Source organism: uncultured Nocardioides sp. (genome assembly GCF_947489365.1).
In the GTDB taxonomy this organism is placed as follows: Bacteria; Actinomycetota; Actinomycetes; order Propionibacteriales; family Nocardioidaceae; genus Nocardioides.
In genome coordinates, this window is the sequence record NZ_CANLDB010000005.1 from 113,242 (window position 1) to 135,345 (window position 22,104).

At 72.7% G+C, this 22,104-nt stretch carries 18 protein-coding genes and 1 tRNA gene; 7 read left to right on the forward strand and 12 right to left on the reverse strand.

All coding sequences use genetic code 11. From position 1 onward, the window contains the following. Genes Q0858_RS15005 through Q0858_RS15015 form a run of 3 tightly spaced genes read right to left on the reverse strand, consistent with a single transcriptional unit; the run spans position 1 to position 2,793 of the window. On the reverse strand, positions 1-1,023 hold the full coding sequence (locus Q0858_RS15005) for an ABC transporter permease (RefSeq protein WP_299055989.1): 1,023 nt from the start codon (positions 1,021-1,023) through the stop codon (positions 1-3). Positions 1,024-1,027: 4 nt separating this feature from the next. Continuing rightward, entirely contained in the window at positions 1,028-1,822 is a 795-nt protein-coding gene (locus Q0858_RS15010; protein WP_299055992.1) for an ATP-binding cassette domain-containing protein, read from the reverse strand. Continuing rightward, the gene (locus Q0858_RS15015) at positions 1,819-2,793 is read right to left on the reverse strand and encodes a substrate-binding domain-containing protein (protein WP_299055995.1); all 975 of its coding nucleotides are present in this window, start codon (positions 2,791-2,793) and stop codon (positions 1,819-1,821) included. The genes Q0858_RS15010 and Q0858_RS15015 overlap by 4 nt, the downstream gene beginning before the upstream one ends. A gap of 148 nt (positions 2,794-2,941) precedes the next feature. Between Q0858_RS15015 and Q0858_RS15020 the strand changes: the two genes are divergently transcribed. Beyond that, positions 2,942-3,931 carry a LacI family DNA-binding transcriptional regulator gene (locus Q0858_RS15020; protein WP_299055998.1) on the forward strand — a complete coding sequence of 330 codons (990 nt, stop codon included), beginning with the start codon at positions 2,942-2,944 and terminating at the stop codon, positions 3,929-3,931. 38 nt (positions 3,932-3,969) lie between these two features. On the opposite strand, the gene Q0858_RS15025 is transcribed toward Q0858_RS15020, so the two are convergent. Genes Q0858_RS15025 through Q0858_RS15040 form a run of 4 tightly spaced genes read right to left on the reverse strand, consistent with a single transcriptional unit; the run spans position 3,970 to position 8,487 of the window. Further along, positions 3,970-4,176 (reverse strand): hypothetical protein, encoded by a 207-nt coding sequence (locus Q0858_RS15025; RefSeq protein ID WP_299056001.1) that lies wholly within the window; start codon positions 4,174-4,176, stop codon positions 3,970-3,972. Continuing rightward, entirely contained in the window at positions 4,173-5,405 is a 1,233-nt protein-coding gene (locus Q0858_RS15030) for an acetate kinase (protein ID WP_299056004.1), read from the reverse strand. Before Q0858_RS15030 ends, Q0858_RS15025 begins: the two co-directional genes overlap by 4 nt. Further along, positions 5,402-7,549, reverse strand: coding sequence for a phosphate acetyltransferase (gene pta, locus Q0858_RS15035; protein WP_299056007.1), 2,148 nt, complete (start codon positions 7,547-7,549; stop codon positions 5,402-5,404). Before pta ends, Q0858_RS15030 begins: the two co-directional genes overlap by 4 nt. Further along, positions 7,546-8,487 carry an NADP-dependent oxidoreductase gene (locus Q0858_RS15040; protein ID WP_299056010.1) on the reverse strand — a complete coding sequence of 314 codons (942 nt, stop codon included), beginning with the start codon at positions 8,485-8,487 and terminating at the stop codon, positions 7,546-7,548. The genes pta and Q0858_RS15040 overlap by 4 nt, the downstream gene beginning before the upstream one ends. A 237-nt stretch (positions 8,488-8,724) precedes the next feature. On the opposite strand from Q0858_RS15040, the gene Q0858_RS15045 reads away from it, so the two are divergent. Next, positions 8,725-9,597 (forward strand): hypothetical protein, encoded by an 873-nt coding sequence (locus Q0858_RS15045; protein WP_299056012.1) that lies wholly within the window; start codon positions 8,725-8,727, stop codon positions 9,595-9,597. Here Q0858_RS15045 and Q0858_RS15050 read toward each other — a convergent pair. Further along, positions 9,537-10,145: a methyltransferase domain-containing protein gene (locus Q0858_RS15050; RefSeq protein ID WP_299056014.1), complete on the reverse strand. Its 609-nt coding sequence runs from the start codon at positions 10,143-10,145 to the stop codon at positions 9,537-9,539. The genes Q0858_RS15045 and Q0858_RS15050 overlap by 61 nt on opposite strands. Positions 10,146-11,000: 855 nt before the next feature. Further along, positions 11,001-11,087, reverse strand: a tRNA-Ser gene (locus Q0858_RS15055). Positions 11,088-11,212: 125 nt separating this feature from the next. On the opposite strand from Q0858_RS15055, the gene Q0858_RS15060 reads away from it, so the two are divergent. Together Q0858_RS15060 and Q0858_RS15065 are read left to right on the forward strand one after the other, a co-directional pair. Next, positions 11,213-12,841 carry a DASS family sodium-coupled anion symporter gene (locus tag Q0858_RS15060; RefSeq protein WP_299056017.1) on the forward strand — a complete coding sequence of 543 codons (1,629 nt, stop codon included), beginning with the start codon at positions 11,213-11,215 and terminating at the stop codon, positions 12,839-12,841. 4 nt (positions 12,842-12,845) lie between these two features. Further along, entirely contained in the window at positions 12,846-13,919 is a 1,074-nt protein-coding gene (locus Q0858_RS15065) for a tartrate dehydrogenase (RefSeq protein ID WP_299056020.1), read from the forward strand. Positions 13,920-14,578: 659 nt separating this feature from the next. Here Q0858_RS15065 and Q0858_RS15070 read toward each other — a convergent pair. After that, entirely contained in the window at positions 14,579-15,613 is a 1,035-nt protein-coding gene (locus Q0858_RS15070) for an NAD(P)-dependent alcohol dehydrogenase (RefSeq protein ID WP_299056022.1), read from the reverse strand. A gap of 92 nt (positions 15,614-15,705) precedes the next feature. On the opposite strand from Q0858_RS15070, the gene Q0858_RS15075 reads away from it, so the two are divergent. Next, entirely contained in the window at positions 15,706-16,296 is a 591-nt protein-coding gene (locus tag Q0858_RS15075; RefSeq protein ID WP_299056024.1) for a TetR family transcriptional regulator, read from the forward strand. 261 nt (positions 16,297-16,557) lie between these two features. Here the strand turns inward: Q0858_RS15075 and Q0858_RS15080 are convergent, their stop codons facing one another. Continuing rightward, a complete protein-coding gene (locus tag Q0858_RS15080; protein WP_299056031.1) occupies positions 16,558-19,815 on the reverse strand; it encodes a hypothetical protein in 3,258 nt (1,085 codons plus the stop codon). A gap of 309 nt (positions 19,816-20,124) precedes the next feature. Here Q0858_RS15080 and Q0858_RS15085 point away from each other — a divergent pair, with 309 nt between their 5' ends. Both Q0858_RS15085 and Q0858_RS15090 read left to right on the forward strand, forming a co-directional pair. Next, positions 20,125-20,598 (forward strand): hypothetical protein, encoded by a 474-nt coding sequence (locus Q0858_RS15085; RefSeq protein ID WP_299056032.1) that lies wholly within the window; start codon positions 20,125-20,127, stop codon positions 20,596-20,598. Continuing rightward, positions 20,599-21,633, forward strand: a complete 1,035-nt coding sequence (locus Q0858_RS15090; protein WP_299056033.1) for a hypothetical protein — start codon at positions 20,599-20,601, stop codon at positions 21,631-21,633. 2 nt (positions 21,634-21,635) lie between these two features. Here Q0858_RS15090 and tadA read toward each other — a convergent pair whose 3' ends face one another. After that, positions 21,636-22,079, reverse strand: a complete 444-nt coding sequence (tadA, locus tag Q0858_RS15095; RefSeq protein ID WP_299056462.1) for a tRNA adenosine(34) deaminase TadA — start codon at positions 22,077-22,079, stop codon at positions 21,636-21,638. Positions 22,080-22,104: the final 25 nt, after the last annotated feature.

Here is a 22,104-nt window from a genome sequence, read left to right on the forward strand (position 1 = left end):
CTAGCCCTTCTGGCCGGAGATCCGGCCGAACAGCTTGGCGTTGAGCAGGATCGCGACGATGAGGATGAGGCCCTGGGTGATCGGCACCCAGTAGACGTCGACGCGCAGCAGGACCAGGCCGTTGCTGATGACGCCGAGGGTGACGGCGCCGATCGCGGAGCCGAGGATCGAGCCCTTGCCGCCCATCAGCGCGGTGCCGCCGAGCACGACCGCGGTGATGACCTCGAGCTCGAACAGCGTGCCGGAGTTCGACGAGCCGCTGGCGAGCCGGGTCGCGGTGATGACGCCGGCGAGACCGGCGGCGAGACCGGTGAGGGTGAGGACGGCGAGCTGGATGCGGCGGACGTCGACCCCGGCCCGGCGCAGCGACTCGGCGTTGGAGCCGACGGCGACGACGTACCGGCCGAAGCGGGTGTGGTTGAAGACGTACCACCCGAACGCGACGACGACGACCGCGATCCAGGTCGGGGTGTAGAGGCCGGCGAGCTTGCCGTTGCCGATCGGCAGCAGCACCTCGGAGGTGATCGGGGTGGAGTACCCGTCGGTGATGAGCAGCGCGAGCCCCCGGACGGCGGTGAGCGCGGCCAGCGTGACGATGAACGACTGGAGCTTGCCGAACGCGGTGAGCGCACCGTTCACGAGGCCGATGCCCAGGCCCAGCACGAGGGTGAGCAGCAGCGCGACGAGCGGGCTGCCCGACTCGGCGAAGATCGCGAGCGCCGCGGCGGTCAGGCCCAGGATCGAGCCGACGGACAGGTCGATGTTGCCGGTCGTGATGACGAAGGTCATCGCGGTGGCCACGATGACGGTCGGGGCGACCTGCCGGGCGACGTTGACCAGGTTGTTGGCGCTCAGGAACGCGTCGGTCTGGACGCTGAAGAACGCGAACAGCACGACCAGCACGGCGGCGATGGACAGGACGCCGAAGTTGCGGGTGACGAAGTCCTGGCGCGCCCCGCGGCGGTTGCGCGGCGGGGCCGGGGTCCCCTTGCCGGTCGTGGCGGCGGTGGTGTCGGCACTCATCGGGTCACTTCCCCATCATGGCGGTCACGAGACCGCCCAGGTCGGTCTCGGCGGGCGCGAGCTCGCGGTGGTTGACGCCCTCGTGGAGGACGACGAACCGGTCGGCGACCTCGAACAGGTCCTGCAGGCGGTGGGTGATCAGCACGACGCTGACCCCCCGGGCCGAGACGTCGCGGATCAGCTGCAGCGTCATCTCGACCTCGCGGGCCGCGAGGGCGGCGGTGGGCTCGTCGAGCACCAGCACCTTCGGCTCGAAGGTGACGGCGCGGGCGATGGCGATGGCCTGCCGCTGGCCGCCCGACATCGCGCCGACCATGCGGCGGGTGTCGGTGATGCGGATGTGGAGGGTGGCGAGGTCCTTCGCCGCCTCCTCGTGCATCCGCTTGGTGTCCAGCCGTCGGCTGAACGGGCGGTAGAGCTCGCGGCCGAGGAAGAGGTTGCCCGCCACGTCGACGTCGTTGCAGAGCGCGAGGTCCTGGTAGACCATCTCGATCCCCGCGGCGCGGGCCGCCCGCGGGCCGGTGCCCGTGAGCGGTGCGCCGTCCACCCGGATCTCGCCGCGGTCGGGGGTCACCGCGCCGGCGAGCATCTTCATCAGCGTCGACTTGCCCGCGCCGTTGTCGCCGACGAGCCCGACGACCTCCCCGCGGCGGACCGTGAGGTCCACCCCGCGGAGGACGTCGAGGGCGCCGAAGCTCTTGGTGATCCCGCGCATCTCGACGCGGGGCTCACCGATCCGCTGCGCTCCCGGGGCAGCCCCCGAGGGCTGCCCGGACGATCCCTTGGTCAGATCCGTCACTGGAAGATCTCGCGGTACGGGTCGACGTTGTCCTCGGTCACGATCGTGATCGGGACGTCGATGAAGCCGGCGGGCTCCGCGCCGTCGAGCAGGGCGGCGAGCTCGTTGACGGCCTCGACGCCCTCCTGCTTCGGGTCCTGCTGGACGACGGCAGTGACCAGGCCGGAGTCGATGCCGGCGATGACCTCCGCGGTGAGGTCCCAGCCGATGACCTTCGTGTCGCTCCCGGGGTCGAGGGCGGCGACGGCACCGACGGTGGCGGGCTCGCCCGTGGTGTAGACGAAGTCGAGGTCGGGCTGGGCGGTGATGAGGTCCTGGGCGGCGGTGGCCGCCTGCTCCTGGACGTTCTCGCCGTCGACGGCCTGGGTGAAGGTCGCGCCGTTGTCCTCGACGATCGCGCGGAAGGAGTCCTCGCGCTGGTTCTGGATGAAGGAGCTGCGGGCGTCGACGATGCCGTACGACGCACCGTCGGCGAGGCCCTCGTCGATGACCCACTGGCCGGCCTCCTCGCCGGCGGCCTCGTTGTCGACGCCGACGAACGTGTCGACGGCGCCCTCCTCGAGCTCGGCGTCGATGGCGACCGCGCGGATGCCCTGGCCGGTGGCCTGCTCGACGGCGGGCAGGACGCCGTTGACGTCGATCGCGACAACGATCAGGCCGGTCACGCCCTGGGAGACGAAGTTCTCGATGTCGCTGTTCTGCTTGGCGGCGTCGTTGTTGGCGTTGGCGATCTGCAGCTCGCAGCCGGCCTCGTCGGCCGCCTCCTGCGCGCCCTCGTTCATCTGGGTGAAGAACGCGGCGGTCTGGTTGATCTGCGTCATGCCGATGACGCACTCGTCGGCGGGCTCGCCCGCCTCGCCGGTGGTGGGCTCCTCGTTGCCGGTGGAGCAGGCGGCGAGCAGCAGGGGGAGGGTCGCCAGGGCGGCGAGGGTGGCGGTACGGCGGCGCTGGACGGTCGGGGGACGGGTCATCGGGGGTCCTCAAGAAGTCGGTAATCGTTTGCCGAGAGGACTCGGACTCTGGCAGAGAGCCACGTCACACGTCTAGGGTCTGTCGGAAATCGTTTGCAGGTTTAACAGGACCGTCACATGGGCCGGTCGAGTGAGGGAGGTGCGAGCGATGTCCCGGACCCGTCCCGCGACGATGGCGGACGTCGCCCGCCTCGCCGGCGTCTCGACCGCGACGGTCTCCCGGGTCCTGTCCGGCACCCGGGCGGTCGACCCCGCGATGGCCGAGCGCGTCACCTCCGCGGCCGGCCGCCTCGACTACCGCATCAACCTGCTCGGGCGCGGCCTGCGGCGCACCAGCACCGCGACGGTCGGGCTGGTGCTGCCCGACCTGCGCAACCCGTTCTTCTCCGCTCTGGGCCAGCACCTGGCCCGGGCGTTCGCCGGCTCCGAGGTCGACCTGCTCCTGTTCAGCGCCGACGACTCCCTGGCCACCGAGGCCCGCGGCGTGCGGTCGTTCCTCGGCCGGCAGGTCGACGCCCTCGTCCTCATCCCCGTGCACGAGGAGCGGAGCGCGGAGGCGGTGGCGCTGGCCGCGTCGTCGGTGCGGACGGTCCAGCTGGACCGGCGGGTCCCGGGCACCCAGGCGTCGTACGTCGGGGTATCCAACCGGGACGGCATCGCGCTGGTGCACGACCACCTCGTCGCGGCCGCGGACCTGGTCTCGCACCCGGTGACGTACGTCGGCGCGACGCCCGACAGCTCCTCGGCGCACGAGCGGCTGGACGCGGTGCGCCGCTGGTTCGGGCAGGAGGTCGACTGCCTGCTCGGAGACTTCTCCGCGGCCTGGGGTCGCGAGGCGGCGGCGCGGCTGCTGTCGTCGGGCGCCCGCACGGGCACGCTGATCTGCGCGGCCGACGTCATCGCGGCGGGAGCGGTGGCGCACCTGCTGGCCGCGGGTCACCGGGTGCCGGAGGACTTCCGGGTGACGGGGTTCGACGGTGTGGGCGCCGAGGAGCTGACCCACCCGTCGCTGACGACGGTCCGTCAGCCGGTCGAGGCGATGGCGGCGGCGATCCGCGACCTCGTGGTGTCCGAGGGCGACGCCTCCGCGCGGTGGTTCGAGCCCACCCTGGTGGTGGGCGGCACGAGCCCCGGCTGAGCCGGGACCCGCGCCGGTGCTCGCGTGGGAGCCGAGGCTCAGGCGTGGCCGGCGGAGGCCTCCGGACCGTCGACCTCCTGCGGCTTGTCGTCGGGGACGACGGCCCGCTCGGCGTCGGCCTCGTCGATCCGCACCCCGTCGATGGGGCTGCCGCCGCTGGTGCCGGCGTCCTCGTGCTCGGTGCCCGTCGCGTCGCTGCTGGTCGCGTCGGCGCGGGGCTTGTCGTCGTCCTCGTGGTGGCTCATGGCTCCACCGTAGGAGCACCCTGACTGCCGAGCACCGCCACGGCCTGCCGGGCGATCTCCCACTCCTCGTCGGTCGGGACGACGAGGACGGCGACCGGCGAGCCGTCCGGCGAGATCCGGACCGCGGAGCGGGGGCCGCGGGCCGCGTCGTTGCGGGCGGCGTCGACCTCGATGCCGAGGTGGGCGAGGCCGGCGAGGGCGCGCGCCCGGACGGGGGCGGCGTTCTCCCCCACTCCCCCGGTGAGGACGACGGCGTCGAGGCCCCCGAGCGCGGCGAGGTAGGCGCCGACGTAGGCCCGGATGCGGTGGCAGTAGACGTCGAGCGCCAGGGCGGCGTCCTCGTCGCCGACGTCGGCCGCCGCGACGACGCCGCGCATGTCGTTGTCACCGGCGAGGCCGCGCAGCCCGGAGGAGGTGTTGAGGGCGCGGTCGACGTCGTCGGCGGACAGGCCCAGCTCGCGGCGGACGTGGCCCAGGACGGCCGGGTCGAGGTCGCCCGAGCGCGACCCCATGACCAGGCCCCCGAGCGGGGTCAGGCCCATCGAGGTCTCGACCGAGCGGCCGCCGTCGACCGCGGTGGCCGAGGCGCCGTTGCCGAGGTGCAGCACGATCTGCCTGGTCTCCGCCAGCGGCCTGCCGAGGGCGGCGGCTGCGGCACGGGAGACGAACGCGACCGACGTGCCGTGGAAGCCGTAGCGGCGCACGCCGGCCTCCCGCCACGCGGCGGGGACGGCGTAGGTGTGGGCCGCGGGCGGCAGTGTGGCGTGGAAGGCGGTGTCGAAGACGGCGACGTGCGGCAGGTCGGCGAACACCCGCCGGGCGGCCTCCAGGCCGACCGCGTTGGCGGGGTTGTGCAGCGGCGCCAGCGGCGCGAGCTCGTGGACGGCGGCGACCAGGTCGTCGTCCACCAGCACCGGCTCGGAGAACCGGGTGCCGCCGTGGACGACGCGGTGCCCGACGGCGACGAGGCCGAGGTGCGCCAGGTCCGGGCCGTGCTCGGTGAAGGCGTCCAGCGCGGCGGCGACGGCGGCCTCGTGGTCGTCCAGGTCCCGCTCCCTGACGTGCTCCTCGGCGCCGGTCGTGTGGACGACGGTGTGGACGACGCGGCTGCCGGGCTCCCCGATCCGCTCCACCAGCCCCGACGCGGCGACGCCGCCGTCGGTCGCGTCGACGACGCGGTACTTCAGCGACGACGAGCCGGTGTTCAGCACGAGGACGGGGGCGCTCACGCGCGTGCCCCCTGCTGGTCCTGGGCCTGGATCGCGGTGATGGCCACGGTACCGACGATGTCGCGGACGTCGGCGCCGCGGGACAGGTCGTTGACCGGCTTCGCCAGGCCCTGGAGGACCGGGCCGACGGCCACGGCGCCGGCCGAGCGCTGGACGGCCTTGTAGGTGTTGTTGCCCGTGTTGAGGTCCGGGAAGACGAAGACGGTCGCCTGGCCGGCGACGGCCGAGTCGGGCAGCTTCGTCGCGGCGACGGCGGAGTCGATGGCGGCGTCGTACTGGATGGGCCCCTCGACGGGCAGGTCCGGACGGCGCTCGCGGACCAGGCGGGTGGCCTCGGCGACCTTGTCGACGTCGCTGCCGGCGCCGGAGGTGCCGGTGGAGTAGGACAGCATCGCCACCCGCGGCTCGATCCCGAACGCCGTGGCGGTCTCGGCGGACGACACGGCGATGTCCGCGAGCTGGGTGGCGGTCGGGTCGGGGTTGATCGCGCAGTCGCCGTACACGAGCACCCGGTCGGGCAGGCACATGAAGAACACCGACGAGACCGTCGAGACGCCGGGCGGCGTGCGGATCACCTCGAGCGCCGGGCGGACCGTGGAGGCGGTCGAGTGGGCGGCGCCGGAGACCATCCCGTCCGCGAGGCCGGTCTCGACCATGAGGGTGCCGCAGTACGACACGTCGACGACGAGCTCGCGGGCGTCGGCGAGCTCGACGCCGCGGTGGGCGCGACGCTCGACGTACAGGGCGGCGAAGCGCTCGACGAGCTCGGTCTCGCGGGGGTCGACGACCTCGACGTCGCCGAGGTCCACGCCCACCTCGGCGGCGCGGGCGCGGACCGCCCGCGGGTCGCCCAGCAGGACGGGCCGCGCGACCCCCCGTCGTACGACGACCTCGGCGGCGCGCAGGACGCGCTCGTCGGTGCCCTCCGGCAGGACGATCCGCTGCAGGGAGGCCCCGGCACGGTCGAGCAGCTGGTGCTCGAACATCAGCGGGGTCACGGTCCCGGTCGGGGTCAGGGCGAGCCGGTCGAGCAGCGCGTCGCCGTCGACGTGGGTGGCGAACAGCGCCGTCGCCGTCGCGAGCTTGCGCGGCGAGTCACGGGTGAGCCGGCCGCGGACGGCGTTGAGCGCGGACGTGGTGGCGTGGGTGCCGAGGTCGGTGGCGACGATCGGGGTCGCGGAACCGAGCCCGTCGAGCAGCCGACCGACCTGCAACGGCAGGTCGAGGCCGCCGTTGAGCACGATCCCGGACGTACGCGGGAAGCCCTCCGAGCCCTGCGCCATGAGCACACCCAGCACGATCTCGGGGCGGTCGCCGGGGGTGACGACGACGGCGCCCTCCACGAGGCGGTCGAGCACGTGGGGCAGGGTCATGGCGGCCACGACGACACCGGTGACCTCGGTGCCGAGCAGCGCCTCGTCGCCGCTGACCAGCCGGGCGTCGCAGGCGGCGGCGAGCTCGGCCATCGACGGGGCGCCGAGCAGCGGCTCGTCGGGCAGCGCGAAGCCGGGGGCGTCGCCGAGCGTCACCGCGTCGCGCGCCGCGGCCAGCTCCTCCTCACCGCCGGTGACACGGTTCGCGACGACCCCGAGCAGGGTGGCGTGGTGGGCGCGCAGCTCCTCGGCCGTGACGGCCGCGAGGGTGCCGACCTCGGCGGCGGACAGCCCCGCGGCGCCGAGCGTCAGCAGCACGGGCGTGCCGAGGTTGGCGGCGACAGAGGCGTTGAACGCGAACTCGGCCGGGTTGCCGACGTCGGTGAAGTCGCTGCCCACGACCACGACGGCGTCGCACTGGGCGGCGACCGCGTGGAAGCGTTCGACGATCCGCTCCATCGCCGACGCCGGGTCGGCGTGGACCTCCTCGTAGGCGACTCCGGCGCACTCGTCGTACGACAACCGGACGGCGTCGTGGCCGACCAGCAGGTCGAGCACGTAGTCGCGGCCGCGCTCGGCTCCCCCGCCGGCGCGGACGACGGGCCGGAAGACCCCGACCCGCTCGACGCGGCGCGACAGCGCCTCGACGACCCCGAGCGCGACCGTCGACTTGCCGGTCCACCCGGTCGGCGCGGCGACGTAGACGGCGCTGACGGGACCGCCCGGGGCGCCCGGGGCGCCAGGCGCGCTCGCCGCGCCGTCCGGGCTCACGGGACGAGCGCGATCTTGCCGCCGGGGTGCTGGCCGCGGAGGAACGCGGCCGCCTCGACGGCCTGGTCCAGGGGGTAGGTGCGGGCCACGGGGACCTCCAGGCGACCCTCGCGGGCCAGTCGGACGAGCTCGGTCCGGACCCCGTCACGGTAGGCCTGCGAGGCGGCCATGCGCCCGGCGATCGCGCGGATCCCCTCGGCCTCGGCGCGCTGGAACGCCGCGATGGTGACCAGGCGCTCCTTCGCGACTAGGGCGAGGGAGACGTCGAGGGCCTCGTCGGTGCCGACGCAGTCGAGGGCGGCGTCGACACGGCCCCAGCCCTGCTCGGCGACCGCGTCGCGGACGCGCTGCTCGAGCCCCTCGCCGTACGTCACGGGGACGCCGCCGTAGCGGCGGACGACGTCGTGGTTGGCCTCGCTCGCGGTGCCGACCACGTGGACGCCCAGCACGGCGGCCTGCTGCAGGACGCTGACACCGACGGCACCCGAGGCGCCGTGGACGAGGATCGCCTCCCCGGCGCTCGCGCCCGTCACGTGCAGCATCTCCGCGGCGGTGCTGCCGGCGAGCAGCAGGTTCGCCGCCTGCTCCACCCCGACCTCCGCAGGCCGGTGGAGCACGTCCTTCGCCGCGACGGTGACCTCGGTGGCCCAGCCGCCGCTGATGCGGAAGGCGAGCACCTCGTCGCCCTCGGCCACGGGCCCGGTGACGATCTCGGTGTCGGGACCGACGGCCACCACGGTGCCGGCGACCTCGTAACCCACGGCCTTCGGGAAGTCCGCGGGGTCACCGCCGGCGACGTGCTTGTAGTCGGCGGGGTTCATGCCCGCGGCCCGCACCCGGATCGTCACCTCCCCCGGCCCCGGGGCGGGGGTGTCGACCTCGGTGAGGGCGAAGACGTCGAGGTCTCCGGGACGGCTGGCGATCCACTGCTGGGCCATGACAGGGCCAACGGACCACGGCAGGAGCGTGTTCCCGGACTCGGCGTGACATGGCGTGGGGCCCCGCCCGCGTCCCCATGTCCGCCGACGGGGCCCCACGACCTCCCCCATGTACGAGGAGAACGGTAAGCAGGTGTCCACCCGATCCCGGCCGTTGATTCACAGATCGTCGTTCTGAATCATCCCGGCTGGACGGGCCCCGGGAACACGGGCGGACCCGGGGGCGCTGGGCCGGCCATGGACCGCCCCGCCGCCACCGTCCTCGTCACCGGCGTCCGTGCCAAGACCGGCCGCCCGCTCGCGACCTCCCTCGCCGGGCGCGACGACGTCACCGTCCGCGGCGGGTCCGGCGACCCGGCCGCGGTCGACGTCCCGGACGTCGAGCCCGTCGCCTTCTCGTGGGACGACCCCACCGGCTGGGACGCCGCCGTCCGCGGCGTCGACGGCGTGTACGTCGTCCGCCCCGACCGGCCGGACGCCCCGGCGCTGATCGGCGACCTGCTCGCCCGGACGGCGCCGCACACCCGGGTCGTGCTGCTGTCCGACCTGGACGCCGGCTTCGGCGGGGCCGATCGCTGGTCGTTGCGCGTCGAGGAGGCGGTCCGCGACTCCGGCCGGCCGTGGGTGGCCCTGCGTCCGGGGTGGTTCGCGCAGGTGCTGACCGACCCGCGGTTCTACCTGGGTCCGATCGTCGAGGACGGCGAGCTGCCCTACCCCGCCGGGGACGCCGCCCTGTCCTGGATCGACGCCCGCGACATCGCCGCGGTCGCCGAGGTGGCCCTGCTCGACCCGGCGTACGACGGCCGGCTGCTGACCCTGACCGGCCCCGCGGCGTACACGCTGCCGGAGACCGCGAGCCTGGTGTCGCAGGCACTCGGGCGGCCCGTGGTTCACCGCGACCAGACCGTCGCGGAGGCGACCTCCGGCGGCGAGGGCTTCCAGCTCGCCCTCGACACGGTGACCTTCGAACGCGTCCGCGCCGGGGTGTTCGCGCTGGTCACCGACACGGTCACCGAGGTCACGGGCCGGCCCGCGCGCCGGTTCGAGGACTACGTGACGGAGGCCTTCTCCCGCGTCGCCACGACGGAGAACAGCGGGTCGCCGCGGTAGCGACCGGACGGCGTCCGCCGCTCCACGCGCGCCGGCGTGAAGCCGCCGGCGCGGGCGAGGTGGTCGGCGACCAGCGCGCACCGCCCGGCGTCGTCGGTGGCCAGCCACGCGTGCACGGCCTTCGTCGGGAAGCACCGGTTGGAGAACGTGATCACGACGGGCGCGCCCGGACGCAGCACCCGGGCGGTTTCGGCCAGGACCGCCACCGGGTCGACGAGGTAGTCGATCGAGACGCAGCACAGCACCGCGTCGAACGCCGCGTCGCCGAACGGCAGCGTCGGGTCCGCGTTCAGGTCGTGCACGACTCGCGCGGTCGCCATTGGGTTGGCGGCGAGCTCCTCGGCGTTGAGGCCCAGCACGGTGAGCCGCTCCGGCGCCCGGCGCAGGTGGGAGACCCAGGACGACATCAGGTCCAGGACGTCGCCGTCGACGCCCAGCTCGTCGTACAGGTCGGAGACCGCGTCGACCGCGGCGTCGTCGATGTGGGTGACGAAGCGCGGGACGGCGTAGAACTCTGGGTCAGGACTCTCGTCGTACCGCTCGCTCATGCCGCCAGCCTGTCAGGAGGCCGTGCTCTTGGTGATGTCCAGTGAGACGGCCCGGCGGGACATTGCCCGCCGGGCCTCGATCTCACGGATTGATGCTCTCACCGCCCGTGACCGTTCGCGGCCGGCGGTCGCTGCGGCGGCCCGAACCGGCACTGTTGGCCCGGTTCTGACCGGGCGGCACGGGCGCGTTGACGTCAGGCGTCGGGATCTTCCGCGGCCAGACGTCCGGCGGGGTCGGGTAACGCCGGCTGACGATGGCGTAACCGAGCCTCCTTGCGGGGCTCATTGGTTTCCACCGCCGTCGAACGGACGCTGTGGAAGCCCTGAGCTCCCATCCCGGTGACCATCTACGTAGCCGGCCTTGTAGCCGTCACCGGCACCATCGAGGTAGCCGTCCACATAGTTGCTCGACCGGGAGTTGCTCACGACGGCGGCGATCTTCTTGCGGTGAGGGTCGTTGAAAATTCTGGGTCGTCCCACTTGGGACTCCTTTCGGGCGTGCACGTCAGCAGACAGCTGCCCGTGACTTTTGGCGGCTTCTGTTGGCATGCGTCGGTTACTGACAGCAAGCGGCATAGATGCGCTTGCGGAGGGCACATCGGGTGCCTGGCACCTCAGTGCCGAATCTCCTCTCAGGCTTGAGTTAGCACTGAGATGTCCCTTCTGCCCGTTGTCGAACTTCTGGCCGCCCGACCCATAGCGACACATTTTGAACCGGTGCGCGCGCGATCACAAGACCCGTCGGACCGTTGCTGGGCAACAGCCCCGAACCGCAAGTGGCACGGTCTGGGCGAAAGTGAAGACGAGCAGCCCCCGTCCTGCGGGACTCGCAGGTCGAGGGCTGCTCGCACTCGGCGGTGGCGGAGGGATTTGAACCCTCGGTGGGGTCGCCCCCACAAACGCTTTCGAGGCGTTCTCCTTAGGCCGCTCGGACACGCCACCGCGCGGAACGGTACCGGAGCCCGCCCCCCGCCCGGAAACCGAGGGTGTCCGGGTCGGGCCCGGGGCCACGTCATCCGCGATGGTGACGTGTGACAGAGGACACACAGGTGCGCTTGACTGCCGTGATGACGGATCTCGGGAAGCAGCCCCCGCCCGGCGGCGCCGGCGGCACACGGACGGACGTCGAGGCGGCGTTCATGAGCTCGGCGACCTACCGCAGCCTCGGGGAGCAGCAGCTCTCCCCGCGGGAGGAGGCCTTCGAGCGGGGCCGGCGGACGGTCGGGCTGTTCCTCGCGCCCCTGGTCACGCTGGTGTTCTGGTTCCTGCCGTTCGGGATCGACGCGACCCAGCAGCAGCTGGCGGCGATCCTGCTCGGCGTCATCGTCCTGTGGATCACCGAGCCCGTGCCGATCCCGGTCGGCGGGTTCCTCGGCATCGCCGCGATCGTCGTCCTCGGTGTCGCCGGGGCGGACGACGCGCTGGCGCCGTTCGGGTCGTCCACCGTGTTCACCTTCATCGGCGCGTTCATCCTGGCCCAGGCGATGCTCAAGCACGGGCTGGCGCGGCGCTTCGCGATGTTCGTGCTGAACCTCCCCGGCGTCGGGAGGTCGACCTTCCGGGTGATCCTCGCGTTCGGCGCGATCACCGCGATGCTGTCGGCGTTCGTCTCGAATACCGCGACCGTCGCGATGCTGCTGCCCACGGCCCTCGGCATCCTCACCGTGATCGCCAAGCTGATGCAGTCCCAGGGCCTCGTCGCCGAGGACTTCGACCCCCTCCGGCTGCGGGTGAGCGCGGCGATGACGCTGATGCTCGCGTACGGCGCCACCGTCGGGGGGCTGCTCACCCCGGTGGGCTCGCCGCCCAACCTCATCGGCCGCGGGCTGATCGAGGAGGCCACCGGCGAGCGGATCTCGTTCCTCGACTGGATGCTCGTCGCGTTCCCGATCTGCGCGCTGATGTTCGTGGCCCTGATGTTCGTCCTGTTCCTGGTCAACAAGCCGGAGATCAAGCACCTCGAGGGCATCGAGGAGTGGGTGGCGGCCGAGAAGAAGAAGCTCGGCGGCTTCTCCCGCGCCGAGAAGAACACGCTCGTCGCGTTCACCGTCACCGTCGCCCTGTGGATCACCCCCGGCATCGTCGGGATCGCCGCCGGCACCGAGTCGGCGGCGTACACGGCCGTCGGGGAGCGGCTGGACGAGGGCGTCGTCGCGATCCTCGGCGCGGCGCTGCTGTTCCTGCTCCCGACGGACTGGGCGCAGCGCGAGTTCACCCTGCGCTGGTCGGACGCGGCGAAGATCGACTGGGGCACGGTGATCCTGTTCGGCACCGGCATCATCTTCGGCTCGCTGCTGGAGTCGACGGGGCTGGCGCTGACGATCGGGAACGGCTCGTTCGAGACGCTCGGCCTGACCAGCGCCCTGGCCATCACCGTGTTCGCGACGATCCTCGCGATCGTGATCTCGGAGACCACGTCGAACACGGCGGCCGCCGCGGTCGTCGTCCCGATCATCATCCCGATCGCCATAGCCGCGGACGTGAACCCGTTCGTGCCCGCCCTCGCGGCGACGTTCGCGGCGTCGTTCGGGTTCATGCTGCCGGTCTCGACGCCGCAGAACGCCATCGTCTACGGCTCCGGCACAGTGCCGATCACGCGGATGATCCGGTCCGGCTTCACCTTCGACATCCTCGGCGCGATCCTGATCATCGCGCTGCTGCCGGTGATGGTGGCGCTGCTGGGGCTGGGAGGCTGAGGCGATGAGCACCCAGCGCATCGCCGTCATCGGGGGCGACGGGATCGGGCCGGAGGTCGTCGACGCGACCCGGACCGTCCTCGACGCCCTCGCCGAGGTCCACTCGCTCGACCTGGCCTACGACGACTTCGACTGGTCGTGCTGCCGGTACGCCGAGCACGGCGCGATGATGCCGGACGACGCCCTCAACACGCTGCGCCCGTACGACGCGATCCTGCTCGGCGCCGTCGGCTGGCCCGGCGTCCCGGACCACGTCTCGCTGTGGGGGCTGCTGATCCCCATCCGGCGGACGTTCCGGCAGTACGTCAACGAGCGGCCGATGACGGTCTTCGAGGGGGTCGACTCGCCGCTGCGCCGGGCGCGTCCCGGCACGGAGCCGGGTGGCGTCGACCTCGTCGTCGTCCGGGAGAACGTCGAGGGCGAGTACTCCGAGGTCGGCGGCCGCATGAACCGCGGCTTCGCCGACGAGATGGCCATCCAGGAGTCGATCTTCACCCGCGTCGGGGTCTCCCGGATCGCCGAGTACGCCTTCGACCTCGCGGGCCGCCGTACGGGCTACCTGACGTCGGCGACGAAGAGCAACGGCATCGTCCACACCATGCCGTTTTGGGACGAGGTCGTCGCCGACGTGGCCGCCGGCCATCCCGACGTCCGGTGGGACTCCGAGCTGATCGACGCCCTCGCCGCGAAGGTGGTGCTCGAGCCGGAGCGCTTCGACGTCATCGTCGGCTCGAACCTCTTCGGCGACATCCTGTCCGACCTCACCGCCGCCGTGGCGGGATCGATCGGCATCGCTCCCAGCGCCAACATCGACCCGACGCGGGAGTTCCCGTCGATGTTCGAGCCGGTCCACGGCTCGGCGCCCGACATCGCCGGGCAGGGCGCCGCGAACCCCGTCGGCACCCTGTGGTCGGCGGTGATGATGCTCGACCACCTCGGCCACCCCCAGGCGGCCGCCGAGCTGATGACCGCGATCCGCGAGACGCTCAAGGACCCCTCGACCCGCACCCGTGACCTCGGCGGCACCGCCACGACCGCCGAGGTCACCGCCGCCGTCGTCCGGCGCGTGCGGCAGTAGGCCGAGTCGGCACGTCTGCCCAGCCCCAGGGGCTCGAGTCGGCACGTCTGCGCAGCCGACAGCAGCGGACGGTGCGCAGACGTGCCGACTCGGGCTTTCTCTGCTTGATGTGTGGGTGGCGCGTTCTCGTGCTGGAGCTGGCTGTGTCGGGTCGGCTGGAGGCTGCACGAAGGGACACAGTTCGCCTCGGCGGTGGGTGCGCCGGTGCGGCCTGGTGCGGTGTGAGGCGGCGAGGGAGCCCGCCCGGTGTCGAACTGTGTGCGTTCGTGCACGGGACCGCGACGGTCCTCGCGCCAAGGGTGGCGGCGCCACCCGCGCGCGTGGCGCGCCGGTGGTCGACGGGATCGACGGGGTCGACGGGGTCGCGAGGCGTTGTCCACCGTGACCGGGTGAACCGCAGGATTAGTCCCCTGAGGTCCTGCTGTCCGACAAGGTCCGGAACGACAGTTCCTCAGGGGAGTACCGGGGCGGACCCGGCCGGCTGTGGACGAGCGGTACTCCGTGACGTCTCGCACGAGCTCAGACCCGCGGATGGTGCATATCGTCACGGAGTACCGCGACCACGCCTCCCGACCGCGATCGGACCGCACGACCCACACATCCAGCAGAAGAGCCCGACTCGAGGTCTCGCAGGTGCGCAGACGTGCCGACTCGACCTCTCAGAGGGCGGTCGTGTCGAGGACGAACCGGAAGCGGACGTCGTTGCGGGCGAGGCGGTCGAGCGCGGTGGCGACCTCGGCGGCGGGCAGCACCTCGACGTCGGCGGTGATCCCGTGCTCACCGCAGAAGGCGAGGAGCTCGGCGGTCCGGTCGACGCCGCCGCTGCCCGACGAGCTGAGCCGCTTGCGGCCGGCGAGCAGGCTCATGCTGTCCACCGTCAGTGGGCCCAGGTAGCCGACCGGGAAGAGGACGCCGTCGGTGTCGACGCAGGCGAGGTACGGCGCGAGGTCGTGCTCGACCGCCACCGTGTCGATCACGACGTCGAGGCTGTCGGCCGCCGCGGCCATCTGCTCGGCGTCGGTCGAGACGACCACCCGGGTCGCGCCGAGCCGGCGGGCGTCGTCGGCCTTGGCCGCCGAGGTGGTGAACGCGGTGACCTCCGCGCCGAGGGCGGCGGCGAGGCGGACGGCGAGGTGGCCCAGGCCGCCGATGCCGACCACCCCGACCCGGCTGCCGGGCCCGACCCCGGTGGTCCGCAGCGGTTCCCACACCGTGATGCCCGCACACAGCAGCGGGGCGACCCCGGCCGGGTCGAGACCCGGCGGGCGGGCGTGGACGAAGCGCTCGCGGACGACGTACTCGCCGGAGTAGCCGCCGAGCGTGCGTGAGGAGTCGTGCCGGTCGCGGCCGGCGTACGTGAGGACGTACTCGGGGCACCAGTTCTCCTGGCCCTCGGCGCAGCGGCGGCACTCCCCGCAGCTGTCGACGATGTTGCCGACGGCGACCGGGTCGCCCACGGCGTACGACGTCACCGCCGGCCCGACCGCCGCGACCTCGCCGACGAACTCGTGGCCGGGCACGAGGGGGAAGACCCCGTCGGCGGTGCTGCGCAGGTGGTGCAGGTCGGTGAAGCAGACGCCGCAGTGCGTGACGCGGACGGCGACGTCGTCGTCGCGCAGGTCGCGGCGCTCGATCGGCGTCGGGGTGAGGGGTGCCCCCGGGCGGTCGGCGAGCAGGGCGGTGGTGGGGCGCATCAGATCAGTCCTAACTGGTTGGTTTCTTTTCTCCAGCGTGACAGCACGCGCTCGAGAAAGCAACCAACCAGTTTGTTCTGTACCCTGGTCGCATGACCGCAGAGCCCGCCCCCACGCCCAAGGGGGAGGCGACGCGGCAGCGGATCCTGGACGCCGCGCTGGAGGAGTTCGCCGCGCACGGCCTCGCCGGCGCGCGGGTGGACCGCATCGCAACCGCGGCGGCCGCCAACAAGGCGCAGCTCTACGCGTGGTTCGGCAGCAAGGCCGGCCTCTTCGACGCCGTCTTCTTCGGCTCGATGCACCGCATCCTCGACGACGCCCCGATCGACGCCGACGACCTCGCCGACTGGGCCGTGCGGCTGTACGACGACTACCTGCGGCAGCCGGAGCTGATCCGGATGGCGTCCTGGCACCGACTGGAGCGGCGCCCGACCGGGCTGCTCGTCGACGACCAGGACCGCCTCGACGCCGGGAAGCTGGCCGCCATCGCCGCCGCACAGGAGGCGGGACGGGTGCGGGCCGGTGACCCGTTCGACCTGATGGCGCTGGTCATCGCGATGTCGACGGCGTGGTCGCCGATCAGCGGGGTGTGGGCCGCGACGGCCGACGAGCCGGAGGCGACGCACGAGGCGCGACGCGACCTCCTGCGGCGGGCTGTGGCCGCGGCGGTCGCACCGGACTGACGACGAAGACCGCCCGCCGCGGGGCCCGTCCTCGTCGGACGAACGCTCCCCGGAGCGGGCGGCTGAGAATGTACTGTGCACAGAGCGGTCCGGACCATCCCCTGGCAGCGGCTATCAGGGATGGCCCGGACCGCGTCTGCGTCCGGCTGGGCCGGGTAGGGGCCGGGGCGACGTCGGACGACGTCACCACCGGCCCCCGGACGGGGACCCGCGGCCGGAGCGGCCGGCCTCGAGCCCCCGTCGGGTGGGGATCCGCTGGGGTCAGCGGACCTTCTTGTCGTTCGACCGGTCGTACGTGGTGGTGTCGGTCTTCTGGACCACCGCGAAGTACCGGGTCACCCGGTTGCCGTTGCGGTCCCGGGTCGTGAAGCTCGCCGCGCCGTTCTGGTTCAGCTCCTTCTGACCCAGCAGGACCTTGCGGCCGTTCCGGAGGGTGAACAGCTTCGCCACCGCGCCGGCCGCAGCACGCGCGGGGCTCGTGGTCACCTTGAGCCGGTCCGCCTTCGCGCCGTTGTTGGCACCCGTCAGCGTCGCGGTGATCTCGGTGGGCTCCGGGGGCTCGACCGTGCCGTCGTCGAAGACGACCTCGTCGGTGAGGGTGCGGATGGGCTCCGTCCCCTCGTCCTCGGAGATGACCGCGCTGATCCGCGCCGTGCCCTCCTCCGTACCGACGAAGTTGTAGAAGGCCTCACCGTTCTCGTTGGTGGTGCGGTTGGCGTTGGTGTCGCCGTCCTGGTCACCGGGGCCGGAGCGGATGAACTGGACGTTCAGGCCCTCGATCGGGTTGCCCTCCTGGTCCACGACGCGGACCGTCTCCGTGACGGCGGTGCCGACCTCCTGCGTGCCCTCGGGCGACGAGGAGAGCTCGAAGGTCGACTGTGCGTAGTCGATCTCGTAGAACTCGGTCTCGGCGGAGTCCTCGAGGGTCTCGTTGTTGCCCGAGCCCGCGACAGGCTCGGTGCCGAACGGGTCCGCGACGTAGACCGTGGTCCCGGTGGTCCACTCGACGTCCACGGAGACGACGCCCGCCACGTAGCCGTAGACCGCGAAGTCGCCGTCGTCCTCGAAGTCCGAGCTGGAGTTGTACTGGACGAAGAAGTTGTCGTCGTCGTCCGTCGTGGCGGTGTAGTCCTCGCCGCCGACGACGTTGCCGAACTGGTCGGTCGTGGTGACGTCGAAGTAGACGTAGTCACCCACCCGTGTCGGGTCGACCGGGTTGTCCTGGACGCTCTCCGGCGACTGCTCGACGACGACCTCACCACCGTTGATCGGGTCGGAGGAGTCGAAGAGCTGGTCTTCGGTGTCCGACACCGAGCCCGAGCGGGCCGTGATGGTGGCCGTGACCTGGCCGTCGTCGTCGAACCCGCTGTCGCGCTCGATGGTGGTCTGGAACTCCGCCTGGCCGTTGGAGTCGGTGACGACGGTGATCGTCTTGCCGAGGTTCTCGAGGCGGAAGTCCTCACCCACGACCGCACCAGGGGCGGCCGTCCCGTTGGTGAAGAACGCGTTCTGGTCGATGTCCAACGTGACCGCGAGACCCTCCACCGGGGTGGCGGCCGTGTTCGGGTCGTTGTCGGCGTCGGACACGACCCGGAGCGAGCCAGTGGTGGCCTCGCCGGGCTTGCCGTCGCCGATCTGGAACACGGTGACCGTGGAGCGGGCCGGCGGGGTGCCGTCCACGAAGTCGACGTCGAGCGGGTCGGCGTCCGCGTTCGCGTCACCGATCGCGTTGGCGATCGTCTCCGCGTCCAGCTGACCGTTCAGCTCCGCCTGGTCCGGCGAGGCCGGGTCAGACAGCGCCACGCTCGCCACGCCCTGGGCGTTGGTCGTGCCGGTCGCCTGGGTGTCGCTGTTGCGGGTCGTGCCCGAGGGCTGGTTGCCCTGGGCCGCCACCACGACGTTGCCGGTCGCCGTGTAGGTGAAGCGCACGGCGCGGCCAGCGAGCGGGGTGCCGTCGGCGAGGGTCAGGCTGGCGTCGTAGGTGTCGGTGGTGCCGGACACCGACGTCGCGGTCGGCTCCTCCGCGAACTCCAGGTCCGCGTCACCGGCCTTGAACGTGCGGTCCGCACCGGAGAGGTCACCGTCCTGCTGGCCGGGGGTGCCGTTGCCCTCGATGTAGGTGCGCAGCGTGTAGGTGCCGTCGCCCAGGTCGGTGAACGGGATGTCGGCGACGCCGTCGGCGCCGGTGGTCGCCGTGCCGGTGGTCGAGGTCGTCCCGTTGGTGGTGCCGTCGAAACGGGCCACCGACAGGGTGTAATTGACCGTCTGGTTCGGGACGCCCTGGCCGTTCTGGTCGAGGACCGTCGCCTGCAGGTCGTCCCCGTCGTTCTCGTCCACGTCGAAGGCGTCGCCGTCAGCGGAGGAGGTCGTGATGCGCGTCGGCACCTGGGCGAAGGAGGTGACGGTGACCGTGCGGCGGAAGTCGATCGCCGGGTCGTAGTCGTCACCGCCGTCGGTGTTGACGAAGAAGGCGTACGTCGTGCCGCCGGCCGAGCCGGAGAGGCCGGTGAAGCGGGCCTGCCCGTTGGCGTCGGTGTAGCGGGACTCCTCGGTGCCGCCGTTGTCCGCGCCGTCCCAGACGCCGTCGTTGTCCCGGTCGTAGATGACCTGGGCGCCGGCGACCGGGCGGTTCTGGGCGTCGGTCACGGTGATGACCGCCGTCGAGGTCTGTCCGTTGGGCACGCTCGCCGGCGAGGCCTGGGCGGTGACGTTGGAGATGGTCTGCGACTGGAGGTTCACCACCTCGGCGTCGTCGCTGCCGTTGACCTGGTCAGCACCGACGACCGCCTCGTCGGGGGTGCCCGACAGGTCGTAGTCCTGGAAGTTCACCGTGCCGCGGAAGGGCCGCGCACCGTCGGAGCCGGCGGAGCCGGGGGTGACCGCGGGGCGCGGGGCGCTGCCGGAGACCAGGTCGCGCAGCGTGACCGCACCGGCACCCGAGGTGGTGCCCGTGATGACGCCCTGGCGGGTGCTGTGGTCGACACCGTCGCCGGGCAGGCCGCGCTCCTCGCTCTCCACGCCGTAGGGCTGGCTGAAGACGCCCAGGGCGGAGCCGGGGGCGTTGGCGATGTCGAGGGCCGCGGCGTCCGCGCTCACCGTCACCGCCGACTCGTCCGTGGCCCCGTTGATCGGGGTGTCGACGCTGCTCAGGCCGACCGCGCGGACGGTGACCGTCTGGCCCAGGAGGCTGGACGGCGGGGTCCACTCGTCGCTGAACACCCCGTTCGTGCGGGACACCGTCGAGATGACGGTGGTCGCGCCACCGGCGGTGTACTCGAAGCGGACCCGGCTGACGTCGTCACCGCCGCCCGCGAGGAGGTGGACGGTCCGGTTGACACCGTCGAACTGGGTGGAGGCGACGCCGGAGTACTGCGTGAAGAGGTCGACGTTCCCGTTGCCGACCTGGGCGTTGACCGAGTCGGCGTACGCCGTGCCGGCCATGAGCGGGAGACCCGTCACCGCCAGGGCGGAGATGGCGGTCGCCGCCAGTCCCCGCTTGATGCCGCTGCTGCTGAACATGCTGTGTCCCTTCGAGATGAAATGAACGCGAGGGGACGCCGAAGAACGACAACGTGAGCCCCCATGGCTGTTACGGAGGTCGTCACTCCGCAAGTTGCGGGAGGATCATTACTCGGCTTCCGGGAATGTCCGGGTTTGTTGCACGGAAGCCGACTTGTCGACAACTACTGGCTTTTCCTGAGGTTGCCGATTTACAAAGACCCCATGTCCATGGGGGAACATTCGGGGTCTTCGCGCGCGCCCACCGGGCCCGATCCGGGGTCCAGGCCCGCCGGCCGACCGCAGCGGCTGCCGACCGACCCGAACCCCGTGGGCAGCAGCGACATCAACGGTCCGCGACGCATGGCCTGGCTGCTCGCCACCTCCCGGTTGCTCGCCGCGTCCACCTCGACCCTGACCCGCGAGCGGTTCGTGGCCGGGCTGAGGGCCGACGGCCTGTCCGTCGACGGGCCCCGGATCAGCCGTCTCGAGTCGGGGACGCAGCGCGCGTCGTTGGCCGTCCTGCAGGCCTACGAGACGCACACGGGGCTGGGTCGCGGGGTCCTCGGAGCGGTCGACAGCCTCCTGTCGCGGGCCTGCGGGGACAAGCCGGCGTTCCTGGCGCACCTCGACTCCGCGCAGCACGACCTCGACTGGCTGCTGGAGCGGGTCTCCGCGGGGGAGGCGGACGCGAGCGACTGGCTGAGCCTGACCGCCGGCATGACCGGGTACGAGCGGATCTACGTCCACACCTCGACCTGGGCGGAGCTGACCAAGCACCTGCTCGGGGAGCTGACGCGGTAGGTGGGCCCCTCGTTCGTCGCCCGCCACGAGGCCGCCGTCCTGCTGCTCTCCCACGACCACGTCCGCGGGCACGTCACCCGGAGCCTGGGTCGCTTCGTGATGGACCCCGCCGTGCAGAGCAGCACCCCGGCCCTGGCCCTGCTGGCGGAGGTCGGCGACGACGTCGCCGCCGACCTGCTGGTGCGCCTGATGGGGGACGCCAGCCCGCTGCTCCGTCACGGCGCCACCGGTGTGGTGGCGACCCTGGCCGGCCGCGGCGGGTTCGGCGGCCAGACGATCGCGACGCTGGAGCAGCACGTCGCCCGCGACCTGGCCAAGGGCGGCCCCCTCGTACGCCGCCTCGACGCGCTGGAGCTCGCCGTCGAGCTCCCCGAGGTGTCCCTCAACCGCGTCCTGGCCACCACCCCCGACCTCGCTGTCCGACGCCGCGCGCTGCTGGCGCGCCGGCAGCGGGAGACCGTGGAGCCGGACGTCGCCCGGTCGGTCTCCGAGGGGGCGGCCGAGCGGGTCGAGCGCTCGGTGGGTCGGCGCGCGCACGACCCCGACCAGATGCTGTCGCGCCTGCTGCGGGAGTCGCTGTTCCACCTCCGCCGCGAGCGCCGGCACCTGGCGGCCGCGCTGCTCGGCGCGAGCCACTACGCGCCGGCGGTCGCCGAGGTGGTGCTCGAGCTGACCGGGTCCGACGACGAGGTGATCGCCGCGACGAGCTGGTCGCTCCTGCGGCGCCTCGGCCACGTCGTCACCCGCGAGCAGCTCGCCGAGAGCGTCATGAGCGAGAAGCGCCCCGACGTCTACCCCCGCGCGCTGATCAGCCTGGGCCTGAGCCACGGAGCCCTGCCGCCCGAGGTCTCGGCGCGGCTCGCGACGGACGCCGTCGAGCACGGGCTGGCCTCGACCCGCCACGCGTCGCTGTTCGCCCTCGGGCTGGCCGGCGACCCGGTGCTCCGGGCGCTGGCCCGCGTCGAGCCGAGTCGTCAGGGCGCCCAGTGGTGGCTGTCGGTGGGCCCGGCGGTGCTGGACGACCACGCCCAGTGAGCTCAGCCCTCGGCCGTGCGGCGCTCCCGGAAGAAGGCGTCCAGGACCGCCGTGCAGTCGGCGGCGAGGACCCCCGCCACCACCTCGGCCCGGTGGTTCAGCCGACGGTCGCGGACGACATCCCACAGCGAGCCGACGGCGCCCGCCTTGTCGTCCCACGCCCCGAGCACGACCCGGTCGACGCGCGACAGGACGGCGGCCCCGGCGCACATCGTGCAGGGCTCGAGCGTGACGACGAGGGTGCAGCCGTCGAGGCGCCACGCCCCCCGTCGTACGGCGGCGGCGCGGAGCGCGAGGACCTCCGCGTGCGCGGTGGGGTCGCCGTCCGCCTCGCGACGGTTGTGGCCCCGGCCGAGCACGTCGCCCGCGGCGTCGAGCACGACGGCCCCGACGGGCACGTCGCCGACCTCGGCGGCGCGCGCCGCCTCGGCGAGGGCGGCCCGCATCGGGGCCTCCCAACCACTGCTGTCC